Below are 20,068 nucleotides of genomic sequence, written 5' to 3' on the forward strand. Positions count from 1 at the left end.
GACCCTCATGCAAGATCGAGGTTAGGGCCTCGGGGAGAGGTGGGAGTTCCTACGCTGGTCTCTTCGGAGCCGCACGGGTCGGGGGATCGGATGAGTGCTGTGGGTGTGCAGTTGACGTCAGGAGGGCCTCCAGTACCGTCCTCGCTGGTGACAGCGGCAGGATTCAGCCGTGAGTGAGGAATCCGCTGCTGCACACGCCGCGGGGCCGCGATCAGTCGCTGCGGGCGGCAATGTTGGTGTGGCCATCACCGGTGATGTCCAAGTGGTGACCTTGCCGGCCGAAGCGGTGCGCTGGGCGCAGGAGGTGCAGGCACCGCCAGGGGCCGGGAACCTGCCGGGGTCGGCGTCAGGGGTTTTTGTTGGCCGGACCCAGGAACTCACTACACTGCGTGCGCTCCTAACCGATGCAGGGGAAGCGGCAGTTACCCAGGAGACGCGGACGCGGGCGATCCACGGACTGGGCGGGATCGGCAAGACTACCCTCGCCCTGCACTACGCCCACACCTACCGCCGCGACTACACCCTGGTGTGGTGGATCACCGCCGAGACCACCGAACAGATCGTCACCGGCCTGGCAAGTCTGGCCATGTGGCTGTGCCCGCAATGGGCAATCACCGCAGGTGTGCCGGAGCGGGCGGCGTGGGCGCTGCTGTGGCTGCAGTGGCACCCCGGTTGGCTGCTCGTCTTCGACAACGTCGAAGACCCTGCCGACCTGCGCCACTACCTCGGCGCGCTCCCTGACGGGCACCATCTTGCCACGAGCCGCACCGCGACCGGCTGGCACACCATCGCCCCCACCATGCCCCTGGGCCTGCTGCACGCCGAGGCGGCCGTGGACCTGCTGTGCACTCTCACCTTCGGGGCGGAGCACGCCCCCACGTCGGCACAGCGCCGGGACGCCGCAGACCTTGCCGCCGACCTCGGCTACCTGCCGCTGGCTCTGGAACAGGCGGGCGCCTACCTGTTCGAAACCGGCACCTTGCTGGCCGACTACCGGCAGATGCTGGGACGCGTCATGGACGCGGCCGCGGGCGGCATCGACCCCGAACGCACCATCGCCCGCATCTGGCACCACACCCTGACCGCCATCGAACGCCGCAACCCCCAGGCCGTAACCCTGCTGAACGCCATGGCTTGGCTCGCGCCTGACGCCATCCCCCGCACTCTGCTCGCCCCGTTCTGCCCCGACCCACTCGCTCTCGGCCAGGCCCTGGGTGCGCTGTACGCATACAACATGATCGCCTACAGCGCTGACCGCCAAGCCATCAACGTCCACCGCCTCGTACAGACCGTCCTGCGCCACCAGCCCGCCGGATCCGACGGATATCCGCCCGGCCGGCAGGACGCCGAACACCTCATCCAGCGAGCGGTCTCCGCCGGCAACACAGACACCCTGGAATGGGAACGGCTCCTACCCCATGTCATCGGCCTCGCCGAGTCCAAACCGGCCCATAGCCCGACATCCATCGAGACAGCCGATACCTACGACGCCGCTGCACAGTACCTGCACCACCAAGGGCGTGAAGCCCACACCATTCGACTGCGTACAGCCGCACTCGTCCAGCGCGAGCAAGCCCTCGGCGATACCCACCCCCACACCCTGGCCAGCCGCAACAACCTCGCCGGCGCTTATAAGGAGGCGGGAGACCTGGGCCGGGCCATCCCCTTGTACGAGGCCGCCCTCGCCCAGAGCGAACAGGTCCTAGGCGACACCCACCCTCAGACGCTGGTCAGCCGTCACGACCTCGCCTGGGCCTACAAGGAGGCGGGAGACCTGGGCCGGGCCATCCCCTTGTACGAGACCGCCCTCGCCCAGAGCGAACAGGTCCTGGGCGACACCCACCCCAACACCCTGGCCAGCCGCAACAACCTCGCCTGGGCCTACAGGGCGGCGGGAGACCTGGGCCGGGCCATCCCCTTGTACGAGACCGCCCTCGCCCAGAGCGAACAGGTCCTGGGCGACACCCACCCCAGCACCCTGGCCAGCCGCAACAACCTCGCCGGCGCCTACGAGGCGGCCGGGGACTTGGCACGCGCCATCCCCTTGTACGAGACCGCCCTCGCCCAGAGCGAACAGGTCCTGGGCGACACCCATCCCCAGACGCTGGTCAGCCGTCACGACCTCGCCTGGGCCTACAAGGAGGCGGGAGACCTGAGCCGGGCCATCCCCCTGCTGAAGACCGCCCTTGTCCAGCGCGAGCAGGTCTTGGGCGACGCCCACCCCCACACCCTGGTTAGCCGCAACAGCCTCGCCGGCGCCTACGAGGCGGCCGGGGACCTGGCACGCGCCATCCCCTTGTACGAGACCACGCTCGCCCAGAGCGAACAGGTCCTGGGCGACACCCACCCCAACACCCTGGCCAGCCGCAACAACCTCGCCGGCGCCTACCAGACGGCCGGGGACCTGGCACGCGCCATCCCCTTGTACGAGACCACGCTCGCCCAGAGCAAACAGGTCCTGGGCGACACCCACCCCCAGACGTTGGTCAGCCGCCACAACCTCGCCTCCGCCTACAGGGCGGCGGGAGACCTGAGCCGGGCCATCCCCCTGCTGAAGACCGCCCTCGCGCAGTGCGAGCAGGTCCTGGGCGACACCCACCCCCACACCCTGGCCAGCCGCAACAGCCTCGCCTACGTCTACCGGGAGGCGGGAGACCTGGCACACGCCATCCCCCTGCTGGAGACCATCCTCGCGCAGTGCGAGCAGATCCTGGGCGACACCCACCCCAAAACCCTGGCCAGCCGCAACAACCTCGCCGACTCCTACAACGATGCCGGGCGAGTCGAGGACGCCCTCGCCCTGCTCGGGCGGGTCCTGGCCGAGCACGAGCGGATCCTCGGCGAGGACCATCCCCACATCCTCGCCGCCCGCAACAACCTCGCCCGCGCCCGCGATGCCGCAGCAGCCGTACAGCAATCGGATACAGCAACCCCAGCAACCTCCCCCAACCTTCAGCCCCCGTCAGACGCTCCCGAGCAACCGGAATGACCCTCCCCGACCGATCTCTGTAGAGCTACGGATCAGAAGGTGCACATGCCCCGTCCGTGCCCGATCCAGCGGGAAACCACGGGGAACCACGGTGCTGAGTGGGCACCGCCCACGGCACCGGCCCCTGACCGTGTGACCTGCTCAGGGGCCGTTCATCTACGCGGGCCGTTCATCTACGCGGTGGGTGTGGGATGTGAACCCACGGTGACTTGCGCCACGACGGTTTTCAAGATCGGCGGTTCTCAAGTCGAGGTCCGGTGCCTACCCTCCACTCATGGTTGATATCGAGCTTCCGGAGCCCTTGGTCCGTCTGCAGCTCGATGTCTACCTTGCTCGATTGAGGGTGATCGAGCATGTTCGTGCGCACGGGCCGGTGGCTGGGTGGAGTCCTGGCGTCGAGGCCGAAGGAGCGAGACTGCAGCAAGCCCGCGAGGCGAGTGAGGCCGAACTCCAAAGGGCGATCGAGGAGAGCGGCTTGGAGCGGGAGCATGGCCGACGCGCGGTTGGCCGGGCGCTCAGGGCGGAAGCCGGGCCGCAGATGCCCGGTCGACGCGGAACGACGACCGCGCCAGATAACACATGAGTGTCCAACTGCGTGACAACGCCGACGAACAGTGGCGGACAACCGCGGACGTCTGCGGACCATCGCAGCAGGTGAGAGGTACATCGGCTGGAGGTCAGGCACTCGCCGCAGTTGCTTCGGGACGAAGAGGTAGCTTGCCCAAGAGCTGGAGCTGTTGATCCGAGGAGGCCCCGCCCGTGGAGCAGAGGTTTGCAGGCCCACCGTATGACCTGGATGACCTGATACCCGAGCTCGCGGTTCTCGGTCGGCGGACGACGCTGCTATTGCCGAAGAGCGGGTCACCCGGCGTCCGGGAAAGTTCCCTCGGAGGCCCCTTGCTCTGGCCGGCTGACGACCCCTGGCCCTCTTGCGGACAACCGGGACACTGGGCTTGGCCCAACGAGAAGAGCCCTGCTGGGATGGTTTCCATGGTGCCGGTCGCCCAGCTCTTCGCACGAGACGTGCCCGAGTTCTCATTCCCGGAAGGCATGGACGTACTCCAGCTGGTCTGGTGCCCGTTGATCCATCCTCGGGACCAAGCTTGCGCCGCACTGCCGAAGCTCTACTGGCACAGCGAGGCGGACGTACTGGCCACCGGCGTGCTCCGGAACATCCCCACTCCGCTGGAGGGTGAATACGAAGAGGAGTTCATGCCCAGTCCGTGCACTGTGTTCCCCACCCCAGCGGTGGAGTACCCGAACTGGGACCTGCCGCAGGAACTTGGGCAGATCCTGCAGCCCCGCATTGAGGAGCTTGAGGAGCGCTTCGGCATGGAGTACACGCGGTTCGCGTGTGCGCTGCAGAACAAGGTCGGCGGGTATCCGGCCTGGAACCAGCCGCCTGACTGGCCCGTCTGCGAGCGCGGCCACCGCATGGAGCACCTGCTCAGCATCACCCCGGAGGAAGACCTAGACATGGTCATGGGTGACCTCGGAGGTATCTATATCTTCCTCTGCCGCCAATGCCCCGATCTGCCCTACGCGCACCGCTACGACTGCTAGAGCGCAGCCGCGGTGCCGACGAAAGGCATGCCTGACGTGCCAGATCGTGTGGGGAACCACGGGGAATCACGGGTGCGCATCGTTCCCCGGCCAGACCATAAGGGTTGAGCGCCGCCTGACATCCATGGTTGACATCAACGGCGGTGGACGACAGCGGCAACGGGCGAACCCGGACGGCATCTCCCCTACCGGCCGGAGCCACCCCGCCACGCCGGATGTGGCGCCCGGATCGAACTCCTTAAAGCGGTGGCTTCCTGGCAACCAACGGTAGTGGCCAGCTAGGGCCTGTCGTTTGGGTCACGCCTGGGCCGCGGGGCTTGGCACGCACATCTGCGGCGTCAGGGCGCCGCAGCCCGAAGCCGGCATGATCCAAACGACAGGCCCTGGCGCAGGCCGCGAGTGCGCCGCCGTTCCTCGGTGAGGAAGAGCAGGGTGAACCGTGTCCGATTGTCAGGATCGATCAGCGCTGAGCGCGACACAGGCCAGGGCCACGGCCCCCGGAGCTCCCAGCGCGGAGCCCGGTGGGCCGGGGTGGTTTGGTCCCGGCCCACGGCGGCCGCCTCAGTGGGCGGACGTCGCCCCCAGGCCCGCCACGGGTCGTTCGGCGTCGACGCCGACTCCCGTGGTGGCGGTCTCGGCCCTGGCACCCAGTGCCCCGTCCAGGTCCGCCCACAGGTCGTCCACGTCCTCCAGGCCCACCGACATCCGCAGGAGCCGGTCGCTCACCCCGGCGCCCCGGCGGTCGGTCTCGTCCACGATGCGGTGGCTGATGGAGGCCGGGTGCTGGATCAGGCTGTCCACGCTGCCGAGGCTGACGGCGGGGGTGATCAGCCGGACGCCCGCGATGACGTCGTGGGGGTCGCCGTGGACCTCGAAGGCGATCATCGCGCCGCCGACGCGGGGGTAGTGGACCCGCGCCACCCGCGGGTCGGCGTCGAGGCGGCGGACCAGTTCCACGGCGGTCGCGGAGGCCGCCCGGACCCGCACGGGGAGGGTCGCGAGGCCGCGCAGCAGGAGGTAGCCGGCGAGCGGGTGGAGGACACCGCCGGTCGCGAAACGTATCTGCCGCAGCCGCCCGGCGAACTCCTCGTCGCAGGCCACGACCCCGGCCATGACGTCCCCGTGACCACCGAGGTACTTGGTGGCGCTGTGCAGGACAAACCGGGCGCCCTGCTCGACGGGCCGCTGGAGGACCGGCGTCGCGAAGGTGTTGTCCGCGAGGAGCGGGACCGAGCCGCAGGAGTGGGCGAGGGCCCGCAGATCGAGTTCGGCGAGGGTCGGGTTGGCCGGGGACTCGACCATCACCAGACCGGTGTCGGGCCGCAGCGCGTCCGCGACGCCCGCCGGGTCGACCCACGTGACCTCGGAGCCGAGCAGCCCCGCGGTGAGGAGATGGTCGCTGCAGCCGTACAGGGGCCGTACGGCGACGACATGGCGCAGGCCCATGGAGGCGCGGGCGAGGAGCACGGCGCTCAGCGCGGCCATACCGCTCGCGAAGGCGACGGCGCTCTCGGTGCCTTCCAGGCGGGCGAGGGCGGTCTCGAAGCGGGCGACGGTCGGGTTGCCGAGCCGTCCGTAGATCGGGGTGCCCTCGGGTTCGGCGCCGTCGACGGCGAAGGTGTCGATGCGGGCGGCCTCACCGCGACTGTCGTACGAGGGGTAGGTCGTGGACAGGTCGATGGGCGCGGCGTGCAGGCCCTGGCGCGCGAGATCGTCGCGGCCGGCGTGCACGGCCTCGGTGTCCAGCGCTCTCGGCGTGGTGCGTGCGGGGTCGTACGCGTGCGTGCTCGCTGAGTTCATGGGCGTCAGAGTGAACATCGGCCGGACCGTACGGGTTGCTCTCCGTGCTACGTTCGAACAATGGCCGAATCTGTCGTACTGGATCCGGTGGACCTCCACCTTCTGCGCCTGTTGCAGAACGACGCACGGGCGACCTACCGCGATCTCGCCGCCCAGGTGGGGGTCGCGCCGTCGACGTGTCTGGACCGGGTGACCCGGCTGCGCCGCTCCGGAGTCATCCTCGGGCATCAGCTGCGGCTCGATCCGGCCAAGCTCGGGCGGGGGCTGGAGGCGCTGCTGTCGGTTCAGGTCAGGCCGCACCGGCGGGAGCTGGTGGGGCCGTTCGTGGAGCGGATCCGGGCGCTGCCCGAGTCGCGGACCGTGTACCACCTCACCGGACCGGACGACTATCTCGTGCATGTCGCCGTCGCGGACATGGCGGACCTGCAGCGGCTGGTCCTCGACGAGTTCACGTCGCAGCGCGAAGTGGCGCGCGTGGAGACCAGGTTGATCTTCCAGCAGTGGGAGTGCGGGCCCCTGCTCCCGCCGGACGCCGAACGGCCCGCCTGAGCGGAACGGATGCTGCGCCCCTGAGTGGTACGGGGTGCTGCGGCCTGAGTGGTACGGGGTGCTGCGGCGCCGAGGGATACGGGACCTGCGGCCTGAGTGGTACGGGGTGCTGCGGCGCCGAGGGATACGGGACCTGCGGCCCCGAGTGGCACAGGTGCCGCACCGAGCGGTACGGGTGGTCCGCCCTGAGCGGAATCCGGCCGCCGTAAGGCTCAACACCCGGTCAAGCAGCTGACGGCGACCGGTCGCCGTACCAAGATTGTCCGCATGTCTGACATCAAGAGTCCCCTGCCCCGCGAGGTCGCCGACGCGTATGTCGACGACCTGATCGCCCTCGACCCGCTGACCGGTACCTACCTCGGTGTGAAGGAGAGTTCGAGCAGGCTGCCGGACACCTCCCCCGCCGGTCTGGAGGCCCGTGCGGAGCTGATCCGGACGACGCTGGCCAGGCTCGACGAGGCGGAGCGTCGACCGGGCGCGGACAGCGACATCGAACGCCGGTGCGCGCGCCTGCTGCGCGAGCGCCTCACCGCCGAATTGGCCGTGCACGAGGCCGACGAGCACCTGCGCGCGGTCGGCAACATGGCGACACCGCCGCACGAGGTGCGTGAGGTCTTCACCATCACCCCGGCGGAGACCGACGAGGACTGGGCGGCGATCACGGAGCGGCTGCGCGCGGTGCCGGCGGCGTACGCCGGATACCGCGAGTCGCTCGCCCTCGGCCTGGACCGCAAGCTGTACGCGGCTCCGCGGCCGACCGCGACCTTCATCGGGCAGCTCACCGAGTGGGCGGACACGGACGGCGCGGGGCGCGGCTGGTTCGAGGACTTCGTGTCGGAGGGCCCGGAGTCCCTGCGCGCCGAGCTGGACGAGGCGGCCCGCGGGGCGACGCGTGCCGTGGTGGAGCTGCGCGACTGGATGCGTGACGTGTACGCCCCGGCGATCGAGGGCGCCCCGGACACGGTGGGCCGTGAGCGGTACGCCCGGCTGGCCCGCTACTTCACGGGGGCGGACCTGGACCTCGACGAGGCGTACGCGTACGGCTGGTCGGAGTTCCACCGGCTGCTCGGCGAGATGAGGCAGGAGGCCGAGAAGATCCTTCCGGGCGCCGCCACGCCGTGGGTGGCGCTGGCGCACCTGGACGAGCACGGACGGCACATCGAGGGCGTCGACGAGGTCCGCACCTGGCTCCAGTCGCTGATGGACGGGGCGATCGAGGCCCTCGACGGCACCCACTTCGACCTGGCGGAGCCGGTGCGGAAGGTGGAGTCGTGCATCGCCCCGCCCGGTGGTGCCGCCGCCCCGTACTACTCGGCGCCGAGCGAGGACTTCTCCCGTCCGGGCCGCACCTGGCTGCCGACGATGGGGGCGACCCGCTTCCCGGTGTACGACCTGGTGTCCACCTGGTACCACGAGGGCGTCCCCGGCCACCACCTCCAGCTCGCGCAGTGGGTGTACGTCAAGGACGACCTCTCCCGCTACCAGGCGACCATCGGCGGGGTCAGCGCCAACGCCGAGGGCTGGGCGCTGTACGCGGAGCGGCTCATGGACGAGCTGGGCTTCCTCAAGGACGCGGAGGAGCGGCTCGGTTATCTGGACGCGCAGATGATGCGCGCGGCCCGCGTCATCGTCGACATCGGTATGCATCTGGAGCTGGAGATCCCGGCGGACTCCCCCTTCCACCCGGGCGAGCGCTGGACCCCCGAGCTGGCCGAGGAGTTCTTCGGCTCCCACAGCAGCCGCCCGGCGGACTTCGTGGAGAGCGAGCTGACGCGCTATCTGACCATTCCCGGGCAGGCCATCGGCTACAAGCTCGGCGAGCGGGCCTGGCTGCTCGGCCGCGAGAAGGCCCGGCAGCGCCGCGGCGACGCGTTCGACGCCAAGGCCTGGCACATGGCCGCCCTCTCCCAGGGCTCCCTGGGCCTGGACGACCTGGTGGACGAACTCGCCCAGCTGTGACCCGAGCGCGCCGGGCCCACCGACCGCACCACCGGGCCCGGCCGCCCACCCCGGCCTCCGACCCCGGCCGCCGACTTCCGACCCCGGCCGCCGACCGACCTCTGATCAGCCCGCAGAGCGACGCTGATCAGCCCGCCGCCGGTCCGACCCGCACCAGACGCAGCCCCGTCCACGGCCCCCTCGGGACGGACGCGGCACTGACCCCGTACCGTCCGGGCGTCAACTCCACCCGCACATGGTCGGTCGCCGCGGCGGCGCGCCCGGGGCGGGCCGCGTCGAAGAGGACGAGCGGTCCCGGCACGCGCCACTCCAGCGCGGGCTCCCACACCGCGTCGTCAAGCGCGGCGGACACCTCGGAGAGGAGCCGCGCCTCGGAGGGGAGCCGCGCCTCGTCGCCGGCCGCGCACCGGCGGACGAAGAGGCCGTGCCCGGGGAGGTACGCGGTGGCGGCCGGTTCACCGCCCAGGACCAGGGCGCGGGTGTCGCCGACGGGCAGCAGCCCGGCGTGGCCGGGGAGGTCGCAGGCGCGGTCGTGGTCGGAGGACGTCTCGTCGCCGTCGGCGCCCGCCCAGAACGGCAGGACCGCTTCCGGCACGGCTATGAGCGGTCCAGCAGCCGACTCCACCCACCGCACCACATCTGGAACCACCGCATCCGCACAACGAGCCATGCCCAGAAAGCTACACGCCCCCCTGCCCCCTCAACTCATTGGGTGGACTTGCTTCTTGACAGAGTGTCAGTAAGTGAAGTGCGGCAAGGCGCCGCCGCCCGGTCAGCAGCCGCAGTCCTCGGCGTCCACCGGCGCGGTCAGCGGGTCCGCCTCGCCCCGCTCGGTACCTTCCCAGGTCTCGTACGCGAAGCCCTCGCGGGCCCAGTACTCGAAGCCGCCGAGCATCTCCTTCACCTGGAAGCCGAGTTCGGCGAGGGCGAGGGCGGCCCGCGTGGCGCCGTTGCAGCCGGGGCCCCAGCAGTAGGTGACGACGGGCACGGATCTGTCGAGGAGCTGCTCGGCCCGCTCGGGGATGAGGGCGGTGGGCAGGTGGACCGCGCCGGGGATGTGCCCCTGGTCCCAGGACGCGGTGGACCGGGAGTCGAGGACGACGAAGCCGGGGTCGCCGTCGGCGGCGAGCGCGGCCGCCACGTCGGAGACGTCGGCGTGGAAGACGAGGCCGACCCGGAAATAGGCGGCGGCCTCGGCCGGGGCAGCGGGGGCGACCCTCAGGACGGGGTTCAGGGCGGTCGTGGTGGTCATCTCGGGGCCTCTCTCTGTCCGGCGCCGGGGCCGACTCCTCGACGGGGCCGCCGTCCGGCCCCGTGACCAGAAATCTACGGCCGGTGATCCTCTTCCTGAAGGGGCATTCCATGGTCCAGGCCTTGCCCGGCCGGGGAATCCCCTGCTATCTCTGCCCCATGACCGTGAATTCCCCGTACGTTCCGGACGCCACCGACTGGCGCATCCTCGACGTCCTCCAGCGTGACGGGCGGGCGAGCTTCGCCGATCTGGCGCGTGCCGTGTCGATGTCGGCGAGCGCCGTCACCGAGCGGGTGCGGCGGCTGGAGGAGGCGGGCGTCATCCAGGGGTACGCGGCCGTGGTGGAACCGGAGCGGCTGGGCCTGCCCATCCTGGCGTTCGTCCGCCTCCGCTACCCCAACGGCAACTACAAGCCGTTCCACGACCTGGTGGCCGTCACCCCCGAGATCCTGGAGGCGCACCACGTCACGGGCGACGACTGCTTCGTGATCAAGGTCGCCGCCCGTTCGATGCGCCATCTGGAGGAGGTGTCGGGGAAGATCGGTTCGCTGGGCTCCGTCACGACCAGCGTCGTGTACTCCTCACCACTCCCCCGGCGCCCGCTCGGTCGCTGACGCCCCTGATCAGGCTGTCGTGCGCTGCCGTACGACCGACCCCGACCGGTCCTTCACGACCTCCAGCTGTGCGTGGATCCGCCGTCTCAGGTCCCCCACATGGCTGACGATGCCGACGCTGCGGTCCCGCTCGCGGAGCGCGTCGAGGACGTCGAGGACCTCGTCGAGGGTCTGGTCGTCGAGGCTGCCGAACCCCTCGTCGATGAAGAGGGTGTCGAGGCGTACGCCGCCGGCCTCGTCGGTGACGACGTCGGCGAGGCCGAGCGCGAGCGCGAGGGACGCGAAGAACGTCTCACCGCCGGAGAGCGTGGCCGTGTCCCGCTCCCTGCCGGTCCACGCGTCGACGACGTGCAGTCCGAGTCCGCTGCGCCCGCGTCCGGAGCGGTCGTCCGAGTGGACGAGGGTGTAGCGGCCGGAGGACATCCGCTGGAGCCGTACGGTCGCGGCGGCGGCGACCTGTTCGAGACGGGCGGCCAGGACGTAGGCCTCCAGGCGCATCTTGCGCTCGTTGTCCGCGGCGGTGCCCGCGGCGAGTCCCGCCATGCGGGCGACGCGGTCGTACTCCTCCCGCAGCGGTGCCAGCCGCCGTACCGAGGCGGCGGCCCGTGCCGACAGCCGGTCGAGCGCGGCGCTGCGCCGCTCGGCCTCGTCCCACGCGGACACGGTCCGCTGCAGGCGCCGGGCGGCGGCCTCGGCGGCCCGCTCGGCGCCGGGGACATCGGCGGACGGCCGTTGGGCCGCGGCGGCCGTCTCGGGCTCGGCGAGCACGGCCCGCACCGCCGCCTCCTCCGACTGCCAGGCGTCGATGCGCCGTTGCAGGTCCCGGTGGGCGGCGGCGTCGAGGAGCGCCGCGGCGGCGGCCTGCGGTGTGTCGAACCCGGCGCGGAAGGCGGCGTCGGCGAGGCGTGCGTCGGCGTCCTTGAGCCGCTGCGCGGTGTCGTCGGCGGCGCGCACGGCCTCGGCGGCCTCGGTGAGCCGGGCGGCGCGCAGTTCCAGTTGCCCGGCCCGCTCGGCCACGCTCCGGGCCTCGCCCCTGGCCTGCGTCAACTCCTCCTCCAGGGAGGCCCGTTCCCGCTCCAGGGCGTCCCGCCGGGTGTTGCGGGTGGCGGCCCGGACCGCGGCCTCCTGCCGTGCGGCGGCCCGCCGGTCGCGCTCCCGTTCGGCGTGCAGCAGCGCCTCCTGCGCGGGATGCAGGTCCGAGGCGCCACGCCGGGCGTGGGCGTAGTCCCGCTCCATCTCCTCGGCCAGCGCGGCGAGTCGGTCGGTCGGGGTGTCACCGGCCTCCGCGCTCGCGGCGGCGAGCGCCCGCCGCAGGTCCCCGAGGCGCCGTTCCGCCTCGGCGCGCTCCTCGTCGGCCCGCTGGAACGCGGTGAGCGCCCCTTCCTCCGCCTCGCGGTCGACGTGCCCGGCGTCCTTGCGGGCGGGCGCGGGGTGGTCGGTGCCGCCGCAGACGGCGCACGGCCGGCCGTCGACCAGTTCGGCGGCCAGTTCGGCGGCGATGCCGTTCAGGCGCTGTTCCTTGAGGTCCAGCCAGTGGGTGCGCGCCTCCCCGGCCCGCTCCGTGAGCCGGAGGACATCCGCCCGGGCCTCGTCGGTGTCCCGGTCGAGCCGGTCCCGTTCGCGGGCGGCACGCAGCCGGCGCTCGGTGGGCTCGCGCTGGACGGCGAGCTGCTCGGCCCGGGTGGCGGCCTCCTGGGCGGCCTCGACGCGGGCCTGCAGCCCGGCCCGTGTGGTGTCCCAGTCGGCCAGCCAGCTCTCGGCGTCCTGGAGGACGTCCTCGTCGGCGCGCTCCTCGCTGTCGAGTTCGGCGCGCTCGGAGAGGAGGTCGGCCAGCTTCCGCTCGGCGCGGCGGGCGGAGGCGAGCCCGCCCAGCTCCTCCGACGCCTTCCGGGCGGCGGCCGCGAGCCCGGCGGCTCCGGCGTCGGCTTGGTCGGCGGGCAGGGCGGCACGCGTGCGTGCCTCGTCCGCGCTCGCCCTGCGGTGCGCGGTCTCGGCCTCGTCCCGCAGGTCGAGCGCCGGTTCCACGGCCTCGGCCTTGCGGCCGCGTTCCATGCGTTCGCGGTCCGCCCGGTGGGTGTCGGCCCGCTCCTCCAGCTTCCGGGCCCGCTCCCGCGCCTCGGCGAACCGCCGCTGGAGCCGGGCCACTTCGCGTACGTCGTCGAGGTCGCGCTCGGCGGCCGCGTGCGCGGACTCGGCCGCGGCGCGCGCGCAGTGGGCGATGGTGAGCTGCTCCCGCGCGGTGCTGCGGGCGACGGCGGCCCAGCCGAGGACGGCTTCGGCGAGTCCCGGATCGCCCGGTGCGAGCTGGGGCGGGGCGAGGTCGCCGCCGGCGGCCTGCTGCATGCGGTGGGCGTCGGCGAGCAGGGCGGTGTCGCCCTCGCGGACCTGTGCCTCGGTGGCCCGGCGCCGGTCGGCGAGGCGCTTCTCGACGGCGGCGAACCGCTGGGTGTCGAACAGCCGGCCGAGCAGCCGGCCACGGGCCTCGGCGTCGGCCCGCAGGAACCGGGCGAAGTCGCCCTGCGGCAACAGCACCACCTGACAGAACTGCTCCCGGCTCATCCCGACGACCTGGGTGATCTCCTCGCCGATCTCCTGGTGGGACCGGCTGAGGTCCTTCCAGGCGCCCGCGGCGACGTCGTACTCCCGCAGCCAGCTCTGCGCCTTGTCGAGGGTCGTTCCCGTGCCACGTTTCTTGGGCCGCTCCCAGGGCGGCTGCCGGGTGAGTTCCAACCGGCGTCCGGCGACGGTCAGTTCGAGGCGGACCTCGGTGCGTGTCGCGGGGTCCGCGTGGTCGCTGCGCAGGGTCATGCCCTGGCCGTTCTGGCGGGCGCCGGGCACCGAGCCGTACAGGGCGTAGCAGACGGCGTCCAGGACGGACGTCTTGCCGGCGCCGGTCGGGCCGTGCAGCAGGAAGAGGCCGGCGGCCGACAGGTCGTCGAAGTCGACGGACTGGGTGCCGCCGAAGGGGCCGAAGGCGGTGATGTCGAGCCGGTGCAGTCTCATCGGGCGGTCTCCCGGAGGGTCTCGTCGGCCCGTACGGCGTCGAAGGCGTCCCGGAGCACGGTCTGTTCGTGGCTGTCGGGGCCGGTGCCGCGCACATGGGCCACGAAGTCCTCCGCGATCTGCTGGTCGTCACGGCCCGCGAGGCGCCGGGCGTAGGAGACGTCCGGGTCGTCGGGGGCGCGTTCCGGGTCGAAGACGAGGCTGAGGGTGTGCGGGAAGCGCGCGCAGAGCCGGGCCATGGGTTCGGCGGGCCGCACCGGGTCGGTGAGGGTGGCCTCGACCCACGCGTCCTCGTGCCGGGCGAGGCCGGGGTCGTCGAGGAGCTCGTCCAACCGGCCGCGGAGGCGGGCGAGTCGGCGCGGTACGGGGCAGTCGACGCGCTCGGCGTCGAGCGAGCCGTCGGCACCGAGGTCGATCAGCCACATGCTCTTGCGGTGGCCGGCCTCCGAGAAGGAGTACGGCAGCGGGGAGCCCGAGTAGCGGACGCGTTCGGTGAGGGTCTGGCTGCCGTGCAGATGGCCCAGGGCGACGTAGTCGACGCCGTCGAAGACCCCGGCGGGCACGGACGAGACCCCGCCGACGGAGATGTCCCGCTCGCTGTCGCTGGGCGCGCCGCCGGTGACGAAGGCGTGGGCGAGGACGACGGACCGTGTGTCCGGCGCGCGGGTGGCCAGGTCGGAGCGGACGCGGTCCATGGCGGCGGCGAGCACGGCCTCGTGGCCGGGCCTGTCGACCGCGAACTCGTCCTTGACCAGGGCGGGTTCGAGATACGGCAGCCCGTAGAAGGCGACGTCGCCATCCGCGTCGGCCAGGAGCACCGGAACTCCGGCCGCGGCGGCGTCGGTGCGCAGGTGGATGCCCGCGCGGCCCATGAGCCCGGAGCCGACGCCGAGCCGACGCGCCGAGTCGTGGTTCCCGGAGATCATCACGGTGGGGACGCCCAGCTCGGCGAGGCGGTGCAGGGCGTCGTCGTAGAGCTCGACGGCGGCCAGCGGCGGCACCGCCCGGTCGTACACGTCGCCGGAGACGACCACCGCGTCCACCTCGCGCTCCCGCACGGTCGTGACGAGGTGGCCGATGAACTCGGCCTGCGCCCCGAGCATGCTCACCCGGTGGAACGACCGACCGAGATGCCAGTCAGAGGTGTGCAGAATCCTCAAGACGCCACTCCGACCCGCATGTTTCCCCTCATCCCTCCCTGGACCCACCCGGCCCCGCGGCGACCGGCCCGTACCGCGCCGACGCACCGACCACGCTAATACCTGTCGGCATCTGGTCCTGCACGGTCAGGCACAGTCACCGCTTCATGGAGACACCTCGACTGTTCGCCACGAAAACGGCCGATCAGGGGGAAATCCAGGCAATCCTCGCCGCAGGCACCACCATTGGCCGGTCGGCACGCCCGTCACGCGTCGCCGTACGCCTCGCCGCCGAGTTCGAAGCCGGCCGTGCCCGCCGTGGTGTCGGCGAGCCAGGCGCGGAACGCGGGCACGTCGGCGTCGGGGAGCCCGATCTCGATGGTGACGGCCTCCCCGTAGCGGACGTCGCGGACCTCACGCCCGGTGGCCCGCAGGTCGTTCTGCACCTTGCCGGCGCGCTGGTGGTCGACGGTGACCGTCGCGAGGCGGAAGCGCCGGCGGGTCAGGGTGCCGAGCGCGTCCAGCGCCTCGCCGACGGCGCCGCCGTACGCCCTGATGAGGCCGCCGGCGCCCAGTTTGACTCCGCCGTAGTACCGGGTGACGACGGTCACGACGTACCGCATGTCACGCCGCATCAGCATCTGCAGCATGGGGACACCGGCGGTGCCGCCGGGTTCCCCGTCGTCACTCGCCTTCTGCACGGCGGCGTCGGCGCCGATGACGTACGCGTAGCAGTTGTGCGTGGCGTCGGCGTGCTCCTTGCGGACTGCCGCGATGAACTCCTGGGCCTCCCGCTCGGTGGCGGCCGGGGCGACCGCGCACAGAAAACGTGAGCGGTTGACCTCGGTCTCGTGCACGCCGGCGCGGGCGACGGTGCGGTACTCGTCCTGCATCGGGCCAGCCTATGCGCAGCCCGGAACGCGTCCACGCCGGGTGTGCGCGGCGGTGTGCGCGGCGAGACAGGGGCCGGCGTCAGTTCTTCTTCTCGCCGCGGGCCACGATGAGGTCTGTCAGGAGGGCTGTGCCCGGGGTCAGGGCGGACCAGGTGTCGCCGTGCCAGGCGAGGACGGCGACGGCGGAGGTCGGGAACTTGGTGCGGACGGTGTCCAGGGCGTCGTCGAGCGCGTCACCGGCCAGGTCCAGCACCAGTTCCTCCAGGCCCGGGTTGTGCCCCACCAGCAGCAGGGTCCTGACCCCGTCGGGGACCTCGTGCACGACGTCCAGCAGTTCCGCCGCGTCGGCGGCGTACACACGCCGGTCGAGGCGTACGGGCGGCGGCGTCCCCCACTGGGCGGCGACCGCCTCCCAGGTCTGGGTGGCGCGGACGGCGGTGGAGCACAGGGCGAGGTCGGGCAGGCAGTCCGCCTCGGCGAGGGCCCGCCCGGCGGCGGGGGCGTCGCGGCGTCCGCGCGCGGCCAGGGGGCGTTCGTGGTCGGGCACGCCCACCGGCCAGGCCGACTTGGCGTGCCGCAGGACGACGAGTCTGCGCAGTGGTCCCGCTCCCCGCCCGTTCATGCCGGTGCTCCGATCTCCCGGGTCAGCTCCAGCCCGAGGAGCCGGTCCGCGTAGGCGAACGTCTCGAACCGTGCCCCGTCCGGCACGTCGTCGGCCCGTTCCACGGCCCGCAGGACGGTGAGCACGGCGGGCACGTCCAGGTCGTCCTCCCAGGCGGTGCGCAGGGCCTGCCGTACGTCCTCCGGGACGGGCTTCGAGGGGCGGGTGGCCCAGCCGGCCACCGCCTTGCGCCACGCGCCGAGGGTCTCGTCCGCCTCAGCCAGGGCGGGGGCGTCGAGGGCGACGGGGGTGCGGCGGGGCCCGCGGAGGAGGACGAGCCGCAGGGCGGTGCCGCCCGCGGCCGGTGCCTCCGGTCCGGTGACCGGGGCGACCTCGACACCGATGCCTTCGCCGGTCGTCTCCCCGGTGCCTGCCACCCGCAGCACCTGTCGCCCGCCGCCCGCCCCGGCGGCCTCCGTCGGCCGGATGCCCAGGTCGTCGGCGCGTCCGCGCAGCGCGGCGGGCGGGTCGGCGACCAGCAGGGCGGGGACACCGCCCATGTCCAGGGCCCGCGCGAGGACGTCGGCGACCAGCAGCACCCGCAGCCCCCACGTGTCGTCGCTCGGCGCGTGGACGTGGACCCTGGTGAGCGCTCTGCGGACGTCGACGGGCTCGCCGGTCCGGGCGTCGGTGATACGCAGCACGAGGTGAGCGTAGGCGCGCGAGCGGCGGAACGCAGTGCGCACCACGACATTGTGTGCGGCCGACCGACGCGACGGCCCGGCCCGCTCCGCGGTCGCCGGTCGCCGGTCTCCCCGGCGGCGCCGCTCGGGTGGGCGCGGGAATGGCCGGGCCCGCCGCGCTGTTGGCGCAGGCAGCCCGCACCGGGCGCTCTCTTACGGACGATGAGGAGACAGGACATGGACGGCGACGCCGCCACGATCCGCAAGATCCTGACGGAACTCGGCGACACCTGGGCCGTCGTGGGCCTGTCCACCAACCGCGGCCGCGCCGCGTACGGTGTCGCCGAGGTCCTCCAGCGCTACGGCAAGCGGGTCGTCCCGGTCCACCCCAAGGCCGAGACGGTCCACGGCGAGCAGGGGTACGCCTCGCTCGCGGACATCCCCTTCCCGGTGGACGTCGTGGACGTCTTCGTCAACAGCGACCTCGCCGGCCCGGTGGCCGACGAGGCCGTACGGATCGGCGCCCGGGCCGTCTGGTTCCAGCTGGGCGTCGTCGACGAGGACGCCTACGACCGCACCCGCGCCGCCGGGCTCGACATGGTCATGGACCGCTGCCCCGCCATCGAGATTCCCCGGCTGGGCTGACCGTCGGCGCGACGGCTCACCGTCCACTTCCACACGGCGGCCCACCTTCCGCACGGCGGCTCACGGCCCGGACGGCTGCTCCGGATCCACGGCAGCTCAGGTTCCGCGCGCCGCTCAGCTGTGGGCGACGACCGCCACCGGCGCCGCCGCGTGGTGCAGCACCGCGTGGGTGACCGGCCCGAGGTGGGCGCCGAGCGGGGAGTGACGCACCCGGCGGCCGACGACGACCAGCGACGCCTCGCGCGACGCCGCGACGAGGTGGTCCGCCGCCTTGCCCTGGGGTGACTCCTCGACGACCTCGACGTCCGGGAACTCCTGCCGGAAGGCGTGCAGTGCGCCGGCCGGCCCGAGGGCGCCCTCGTGAGGGCCGCGCCCGGCCGGGGGTCCGTGGCCCGGGTCGTGGACGACGCGCAGCGCGGTGTGCCGCACAGTGGCGGCCTCGAAGGCGAACCGGAGCAGCGTCCCGTCCGGGTGCGCGGCGTCCAGGCCGAGGACGACGGGCCGGAAGGGCGTCCCGGCGGGCCCGGCCCCTGACGGATCCCGCACGTGCTCGTCGTCGGCCGACTCGCCGGCCCTGACGAGGACGACGGGACGCTCCGTGTGCGCGGCGACGTGCAGTCCGACGGAGCCGACGAGGAGGCCCGCGACACCGCTCCGCCCGTGCGAGCCGAGGACCAGCAGCTCGGCGTCCACGGCCGCCTTCAGCAGTTCCTCCGTCGCCCGGCCCGTCAGCTGCTCCAGGCCCACGTCGACGGCCGGACGGCGCCGCCGGACATCGTCGGCGGCGTCGCGCAAGATCTGCCGCGCCCCGGGGCCCGCCGACGTCACCCCGTGCTCCGCCCAGCCCAGCTGGGCGGACGGACCGAGCATCGGTGACCGTCCCATCGGCTCGGGCACCGGTTCCCACACGTTGACCAGGAGCAGGGGCAGGGCGCGGAGCCGGGCCTCACGGGCCGCCCACTCGACGGCGGCGCGGCTCTCCGGGGAACCGTCGAAGCCCACGGTGACGGTGCGGGGCATGAGCGCACCTCCTGACGTCGAGGTCTGTCTCCAGGATCGCGGCAAGGCGGTCGAAACGCAGCGGCACGGCGGCCCAAATCCGCGAGAGCGGCCCGGGTCGGTGAGAATCGGTGCATGCTGAGCATCGGATCCGTGGTGATGGGGGCCTCCGACGTACGGCGGGCCGCAGCGTTCTGGACGCGGGCACTGGGTTACGTGCCGCGCGAGGAACCGGAGGACGACTGGGTGGTGCTGGTGCACCCGGACGGGACCCGGCCCCAGCTGTCGCTCGGGCTGAGCGAGACGCCGGTACAGGCGCGGCCCCGGGTGCATCTGGACCTCTACGCCGGGAACGCGGCCGACCAGGCGGCGGAGGTCGAGCGGTTGGTGCGCCTTGGCGCGCGCCGCGTCGACTGGGAGCTGTACGAGGACGACGCCGACTTCGTCGTCCTGGAGGACCCTGAGGGCAACCGGTTCTGTGTGATCGACACCGGCCGGGGTTGAGCCGAGGCCGGGGGCACCCCTCAGGGCCGGGGACACTCCTCAGTCCGGCGCGACCCTCAGTCGGGCGCGCCCCTCAGTCCGGAGGCGGCCCTGTGCCTGAGGCCGGCATCGGCACCGTCTCACACCGGCAGCAGCCGCGTCACCAGTTCCCCGAGGCGCCGCGCGTTGCGGCAGGCGTGCATCTCGACGACCTCGGCGTAGACGTGCGCGGCGGAGTCGCCCGTGGACCACAGCTCGGGTGACTCGGGGTTGAGCCAGTGGACGCGACGGGCCCGGCCGGCGACGCGCCGCAGGGCGGCCTCGTTGGGGTCGAACCCGTTGGTGCGGGCGTCACCGAGGATGATCACCGAGGTGCGCGGCCCCACGGCGTCGAGGTGGCGCTCGGCGAACTCCCCGAGCGCGGTCCCGTAGTCGCTGCTGCCGTGCCAGCCGCTGATCGCAGCCTCCTCGGCGATCCGGCGGCCGAGTTCCGCCGGGTCGGCCTCACCGGTGGTGACAAGGTGGGTGACCTCGTCGACCTTGTTGACGAAAGCGAAGACCCGCACCTTGCTGAACTGGTCCCGCATCGCCTGCACCAGCAGCATCGTGAAGTTCGCGAACCCGGCGACCGAACCGGACACGTCGCACAGCAGCACGATCTCCGGGCGGGCGGGCCGGTGCCGCCGGTAGGCCGGGCGCAGCGGTACTCCCCCGGTGGACAGCGAGCGGCGCAGTGTGCGCCGGATGTCGATCCGGCCCCGCGCCGCCCTGCGCCGCCGCGCGGCGAGACGGGTCGCCAGTTTGCGGGCCAACGGCTGCACGGTGCGGCGGAGTTCGACGAGTTGTTCGCGGTTCGCGATGAGGAAGTCGACCTGGTCGGCGCTGCGGGCGATGCC

The 20,068-nt window shown here is 72.6% G+C and carries 17 protein-coding genes; 7 read left to right on the top strand and 10 right to left on the bottom strand.

The genetic code is table 11. The annotated features are described in order from the left end of the window. Positions 1–262 precede the first annotated feature (262 nt). Both AOK15_RS10300 and AOK15_RS10305 read left to right on the top strand, forming a co-directional pair. Positions 263–2,989, top strand: a complete 2,727-nt coding sequence (locus AOK15_RS10300; protein ID WP_157870202.1) for an ATP-binding protein — start codon at positions 263–265, stop codon at positions 2,987–2,989. Between the two features lie 759 nt (positions 2,990–3,748). After that, entirely contained in the window at positions 3,749–4,552 is an 804-nt protein-coding gene (locus tag AOK15_RS10305) for a DUF1963 domain-containing protein (RefSeq protein WP_055515084.1), read from the top strand. Between the two features lie 561 nt (positions 4,553–5,113). Here AOK15_RS10305 and AOK15_RS10310 read toward each other — a convergent pair. Continuing rightward, positions 5,114–6,352, bottom strand: a complete 1,239-nt coding sequence (locus tag AOK15_RS10310; RefSeq protein WP_055515115.1) for a trans-sulfuration enzyme family protein — start codon at positions 6,350–6,352, stop codon at positions 5,114–5,116. Positions 6,353–6,412: 60 nt separating this feature from the next. Here AOK15_RS10310 and AOK15_RS10315 point away from each other — a divergent pair, with 60 nt between their 5' ends. After that, positions 6,413–6,901, top strand: a complete 489-nt coding sequence (locus AOK15_RS10315; protein ID WP_055515086.1) for an Lrp/AsnC family transcriptional regulator — start codon at positions 6,413–6,415, stop codon at positions 6,899–6,901. 267 nt (positions 6,902–7,168) lie between these two features. Then, positions 7,169–8,860 (top strand): DUF885 domain-containing protein, encoded by a 1,692-nt coding sequence (locus AOK15_RS10320; protein WP_055515088.1) that lies wholly within the window; start codon positions 7,169–7,171, stop codon positions 8,858–8,860. A gap of 127 nt (positions 8,861–8,987) precedes the next feature. Here the strand turns inward: AOK15_RS10320 and AOK15_RS10325 are convergent, their stop codons facing one another. Beyond that, positions 8,988–9,530, bottom strand: a complete 543-nt coding sequence (locus AOK15_RS10325) for an Imm21 family immunity protein (RefSeq protein ID WP_055515090.1) — start codon at positions 9,528–9,530, stop codon at positions 8,988–8,990. 102 nt (positions 9,531–9,632) lie between these two features. After that, a complete protein-coding gene (locus AOK15_RS10330) occupies positions 9,633–10,112 on the bottom strand; it encodes a rhodanese-like domain-containing protein (RefSeq protein WP_055515092.1) in 480 nt (159 codons plus the stop codon). Positions 10,113–10,270: 158 nt separating this feature from the next. Between AOK15_RS10330 and AOK15_RS10335 the strand changes: the two genes are divergently transcribed. Further along, entirely contained in the window at positions 10,271–10,726 is a 456-nt protein-coding gene (locus tag AOK15_RS10335; protein ID WP_055515094.1) for an Lrp/AsnC family transcriptional regulator, read from the top strand. A gap of 9 nt (positions 10,727–10,735) precedes the next feature. Here AOK15_RS10335 and AOK15_RS10340 read toward each other — a convergent pair whose 3' ends face one another. The 5 genes from AOK15_RS10340 to AOK15_RS10360 all read right to left on the bottom strand — a co-directional run bounded on the left by AOK15_RS10340 (position 10,736) and on the right by AOK15_RS10360 (position 17,108). After that, on the bottom strand, positions 10,736–13,729 hold the full coding sequence (locus AOK15_RS10340) for an AAA family ATPase (protein WP_055515096.1): 2,994 nt from the start codon (positions 13,727–13,729) through the stop codon (positions 10,736–10,738). Beyond that, positions 13,726–14,889 (bottom strand): exonuclease SbcCD subunit D, encoded by a 1,164-nt coding sequence (locus AOK15_RS10345; protein WP_055515098.1) that lies wholly within the window; start codon positions 14,887–14,889, stop codon positions 13,726–13,728. Before AOK15_RS10345 ends, AOK15_RS10340 begins: the two co-directional genes overlap by 4 nt. 245 nt (positions 14,890–15,134) lie before the next feature. Continuing rightward, a complete protein-coding gene (locus tag AOK15_RS10350) occupies positions 15,135–15,761 on the bottom strand; it encodes a YigZ family protein (RefSeq protein WP_055515102.1) in 627 nt (208 codons plus the stop codon). A 79-nt stretch (positions 15,762–15,840) separates the two neighbouring features. Next, positions 15,841–16,383: a SixA phosphatase family protein gene (locus tag AOK15_RS10355; protein WP_055515104.1), complete on the bottom strand. Its 543-nt coding sequence runs from the start codon at positions 16,381–16,383 to the stop codon at positions 15,841–15,843. Further along, positions 16,380–17,108, bottom strand: a complete 729-nt coding sequence (locus AOK15_RS10360; protein ID WP_055515106.1) for a cysteine--tRNA ligase — start codon at positions 17,106–17,108, stop codon at positions 16,380–16,382. The genes AOK15_RS10355 and AOK15_RS10360 overlap by 4 nt, the downstream gene beginning before the upstream one ends. 174 nt (positions 17,109–17,282) lie before the next feature. Here AOK15_RS10360 and AOK15_RS10365 point away from each other — a divergent pair, with 174 nt between their 5' ends. Further along, the gene (locus AOK15_RS10365) at positions 17,283–17,690 is read left to right on the top strand and encodes a CoA-binding protein (RefSeq protein WP_055515108.1); all 408 of its coding nucleotides are present in this window, start codon (positions 17,283–17,285) and stop codon (positions 17,688–17,690) included. Between the two features lie 114 nt (positions 17,691–17,804). Here AOK15_RS10365 and AOK15_RS10370 read toward each other — a convergent pair whose 3' ends face one another. After that, positions 17,805–18,710: a universal stress protein gene (locus AOK15_RS10370; protein WP_055515110.1), complete on the bottom strand. Its 906-nt coding sequence runs from the start codon at positions 18,708–18,710 to the stop codon at positions 17,805–17,807. A 114-nt stretch (positions 18,711–18,824) separates the two neighbouring features. On the opposite strand from AOK15_RS10370, the gene AOK15_RS10375 reads away from it, so the two are divergent. Beyond that, a complete protein-coding gene (locus AOK15_RS10375) occupies positions 18,825–19,193 on the top strand; it encodes a VOC family protein (RefSeq protein ID WP_055515113.1) in 369 nt (122 codons plus the stop codon). Positions 19,194–19,312: 119 nt separating this feature from the next. Here AOK15_RS10375 and AOK15_RS10380 read toward each other — a convergent pair. Further along, the coding region (locus AOK15_RS10380) for a VWA domain-containing protein (protein WP_157870203.1) at positions 19,313–20,068 on the bottom strand (756 nt) is incomplete at its 5' end.

It is taken from the genome of Streptomyces ossamyceticus (genome assembly GCF_001418475.1).
Classification (GTDB): domain Bacteria; phylum Actinomycetota; class Actinomycetes; order Streptomycetales; family Streptomycetaceae; genus Streptomyces; species Streptomyces ossamyceticus.

Coding starts and splice junctions, on each gene's coding strand:
- AOK15_RS10310 (WP_055515115.1), bottom strand. CDS start 6,352: ATGAACTCAGCGAGCACGCACGCGTACGACCCCGCACGCACCACGCCG.
- AOK15_RS10315 (WP_055515086.1), top strand. CDS start 6,413: ATGGCCGAATCTGTCGTACTGGATCCGGTGGACCTCCACCTTCTGCGC.
- AOK15_RS10320 (WP_055515088.1), top strand. CDS start 7,169: ATGTCTGACATCAAGAGTCCCCTGCCCCGCGAGGTCGCCGACGCGTAT.
- AOK15_RS10325 (WP_055515090.1), bottom strand. CDS start 9,530: ATGGCTCGTTGTGCGGATGCGGTGGTTCCAGATGTGGTGCGGTGGGTG.
- AOK15_RS10330 (WP_055515092.1), bottom strand. CDS start 10,112: ATGACCACCACGACCGCCCTGAACCCCGTCCTGAGGGTCGCCCCCGCT.
- AOK15_RS10335 (WP_055515094.1), top strand. CDS start 10,271: ATGACCGTGAATTCCCCGTACGTTCCGGACGCCACCGACTGGCGCATC.
- AOK15_RS10340 (WP_055515096.1), bottom strand. CDS start 13,729: ATGAGACTGCACCGGCTCGACATCACCGCCTTCGGCCCCTTCGGCGGC.
- AOK15_RS10350 (WP_055515102.1), bottom strand. CDS start 15,761: ATGCAGGACGAGTACCGCACCGTCGCCCGCGCCGGCGTGCACGAGACC.
- AOK15_RS10355 (WP_055515104.1), bottom strand. CDS start 16,383: ATGAACGGGCGGGGAGCGGGACCACTGCGCAGACTCGTCGTCCTGCGG.
- AOK15_RS10365 (WP_055515108.1), top strand. CDS start 17,283: ATGGACGGCGACGCCGCCACGATCCGCAAGATCCTGACGGAACTCGGC.
- AOK15_RS10370 (WP_055515110.1), bottom strand. CDS start 18,710: ATGCCCCGCACCGTCACCGTGGGCTTCGACGGTTCCCCGGAGAGCCGC.
- AOK15_RS10375 (WP_055515113.1), top strand. CDS start 18,825: ATGCTGAGCATCGGATCCGTGGTGATGGGGGCCTCCGACGTACGGCGG.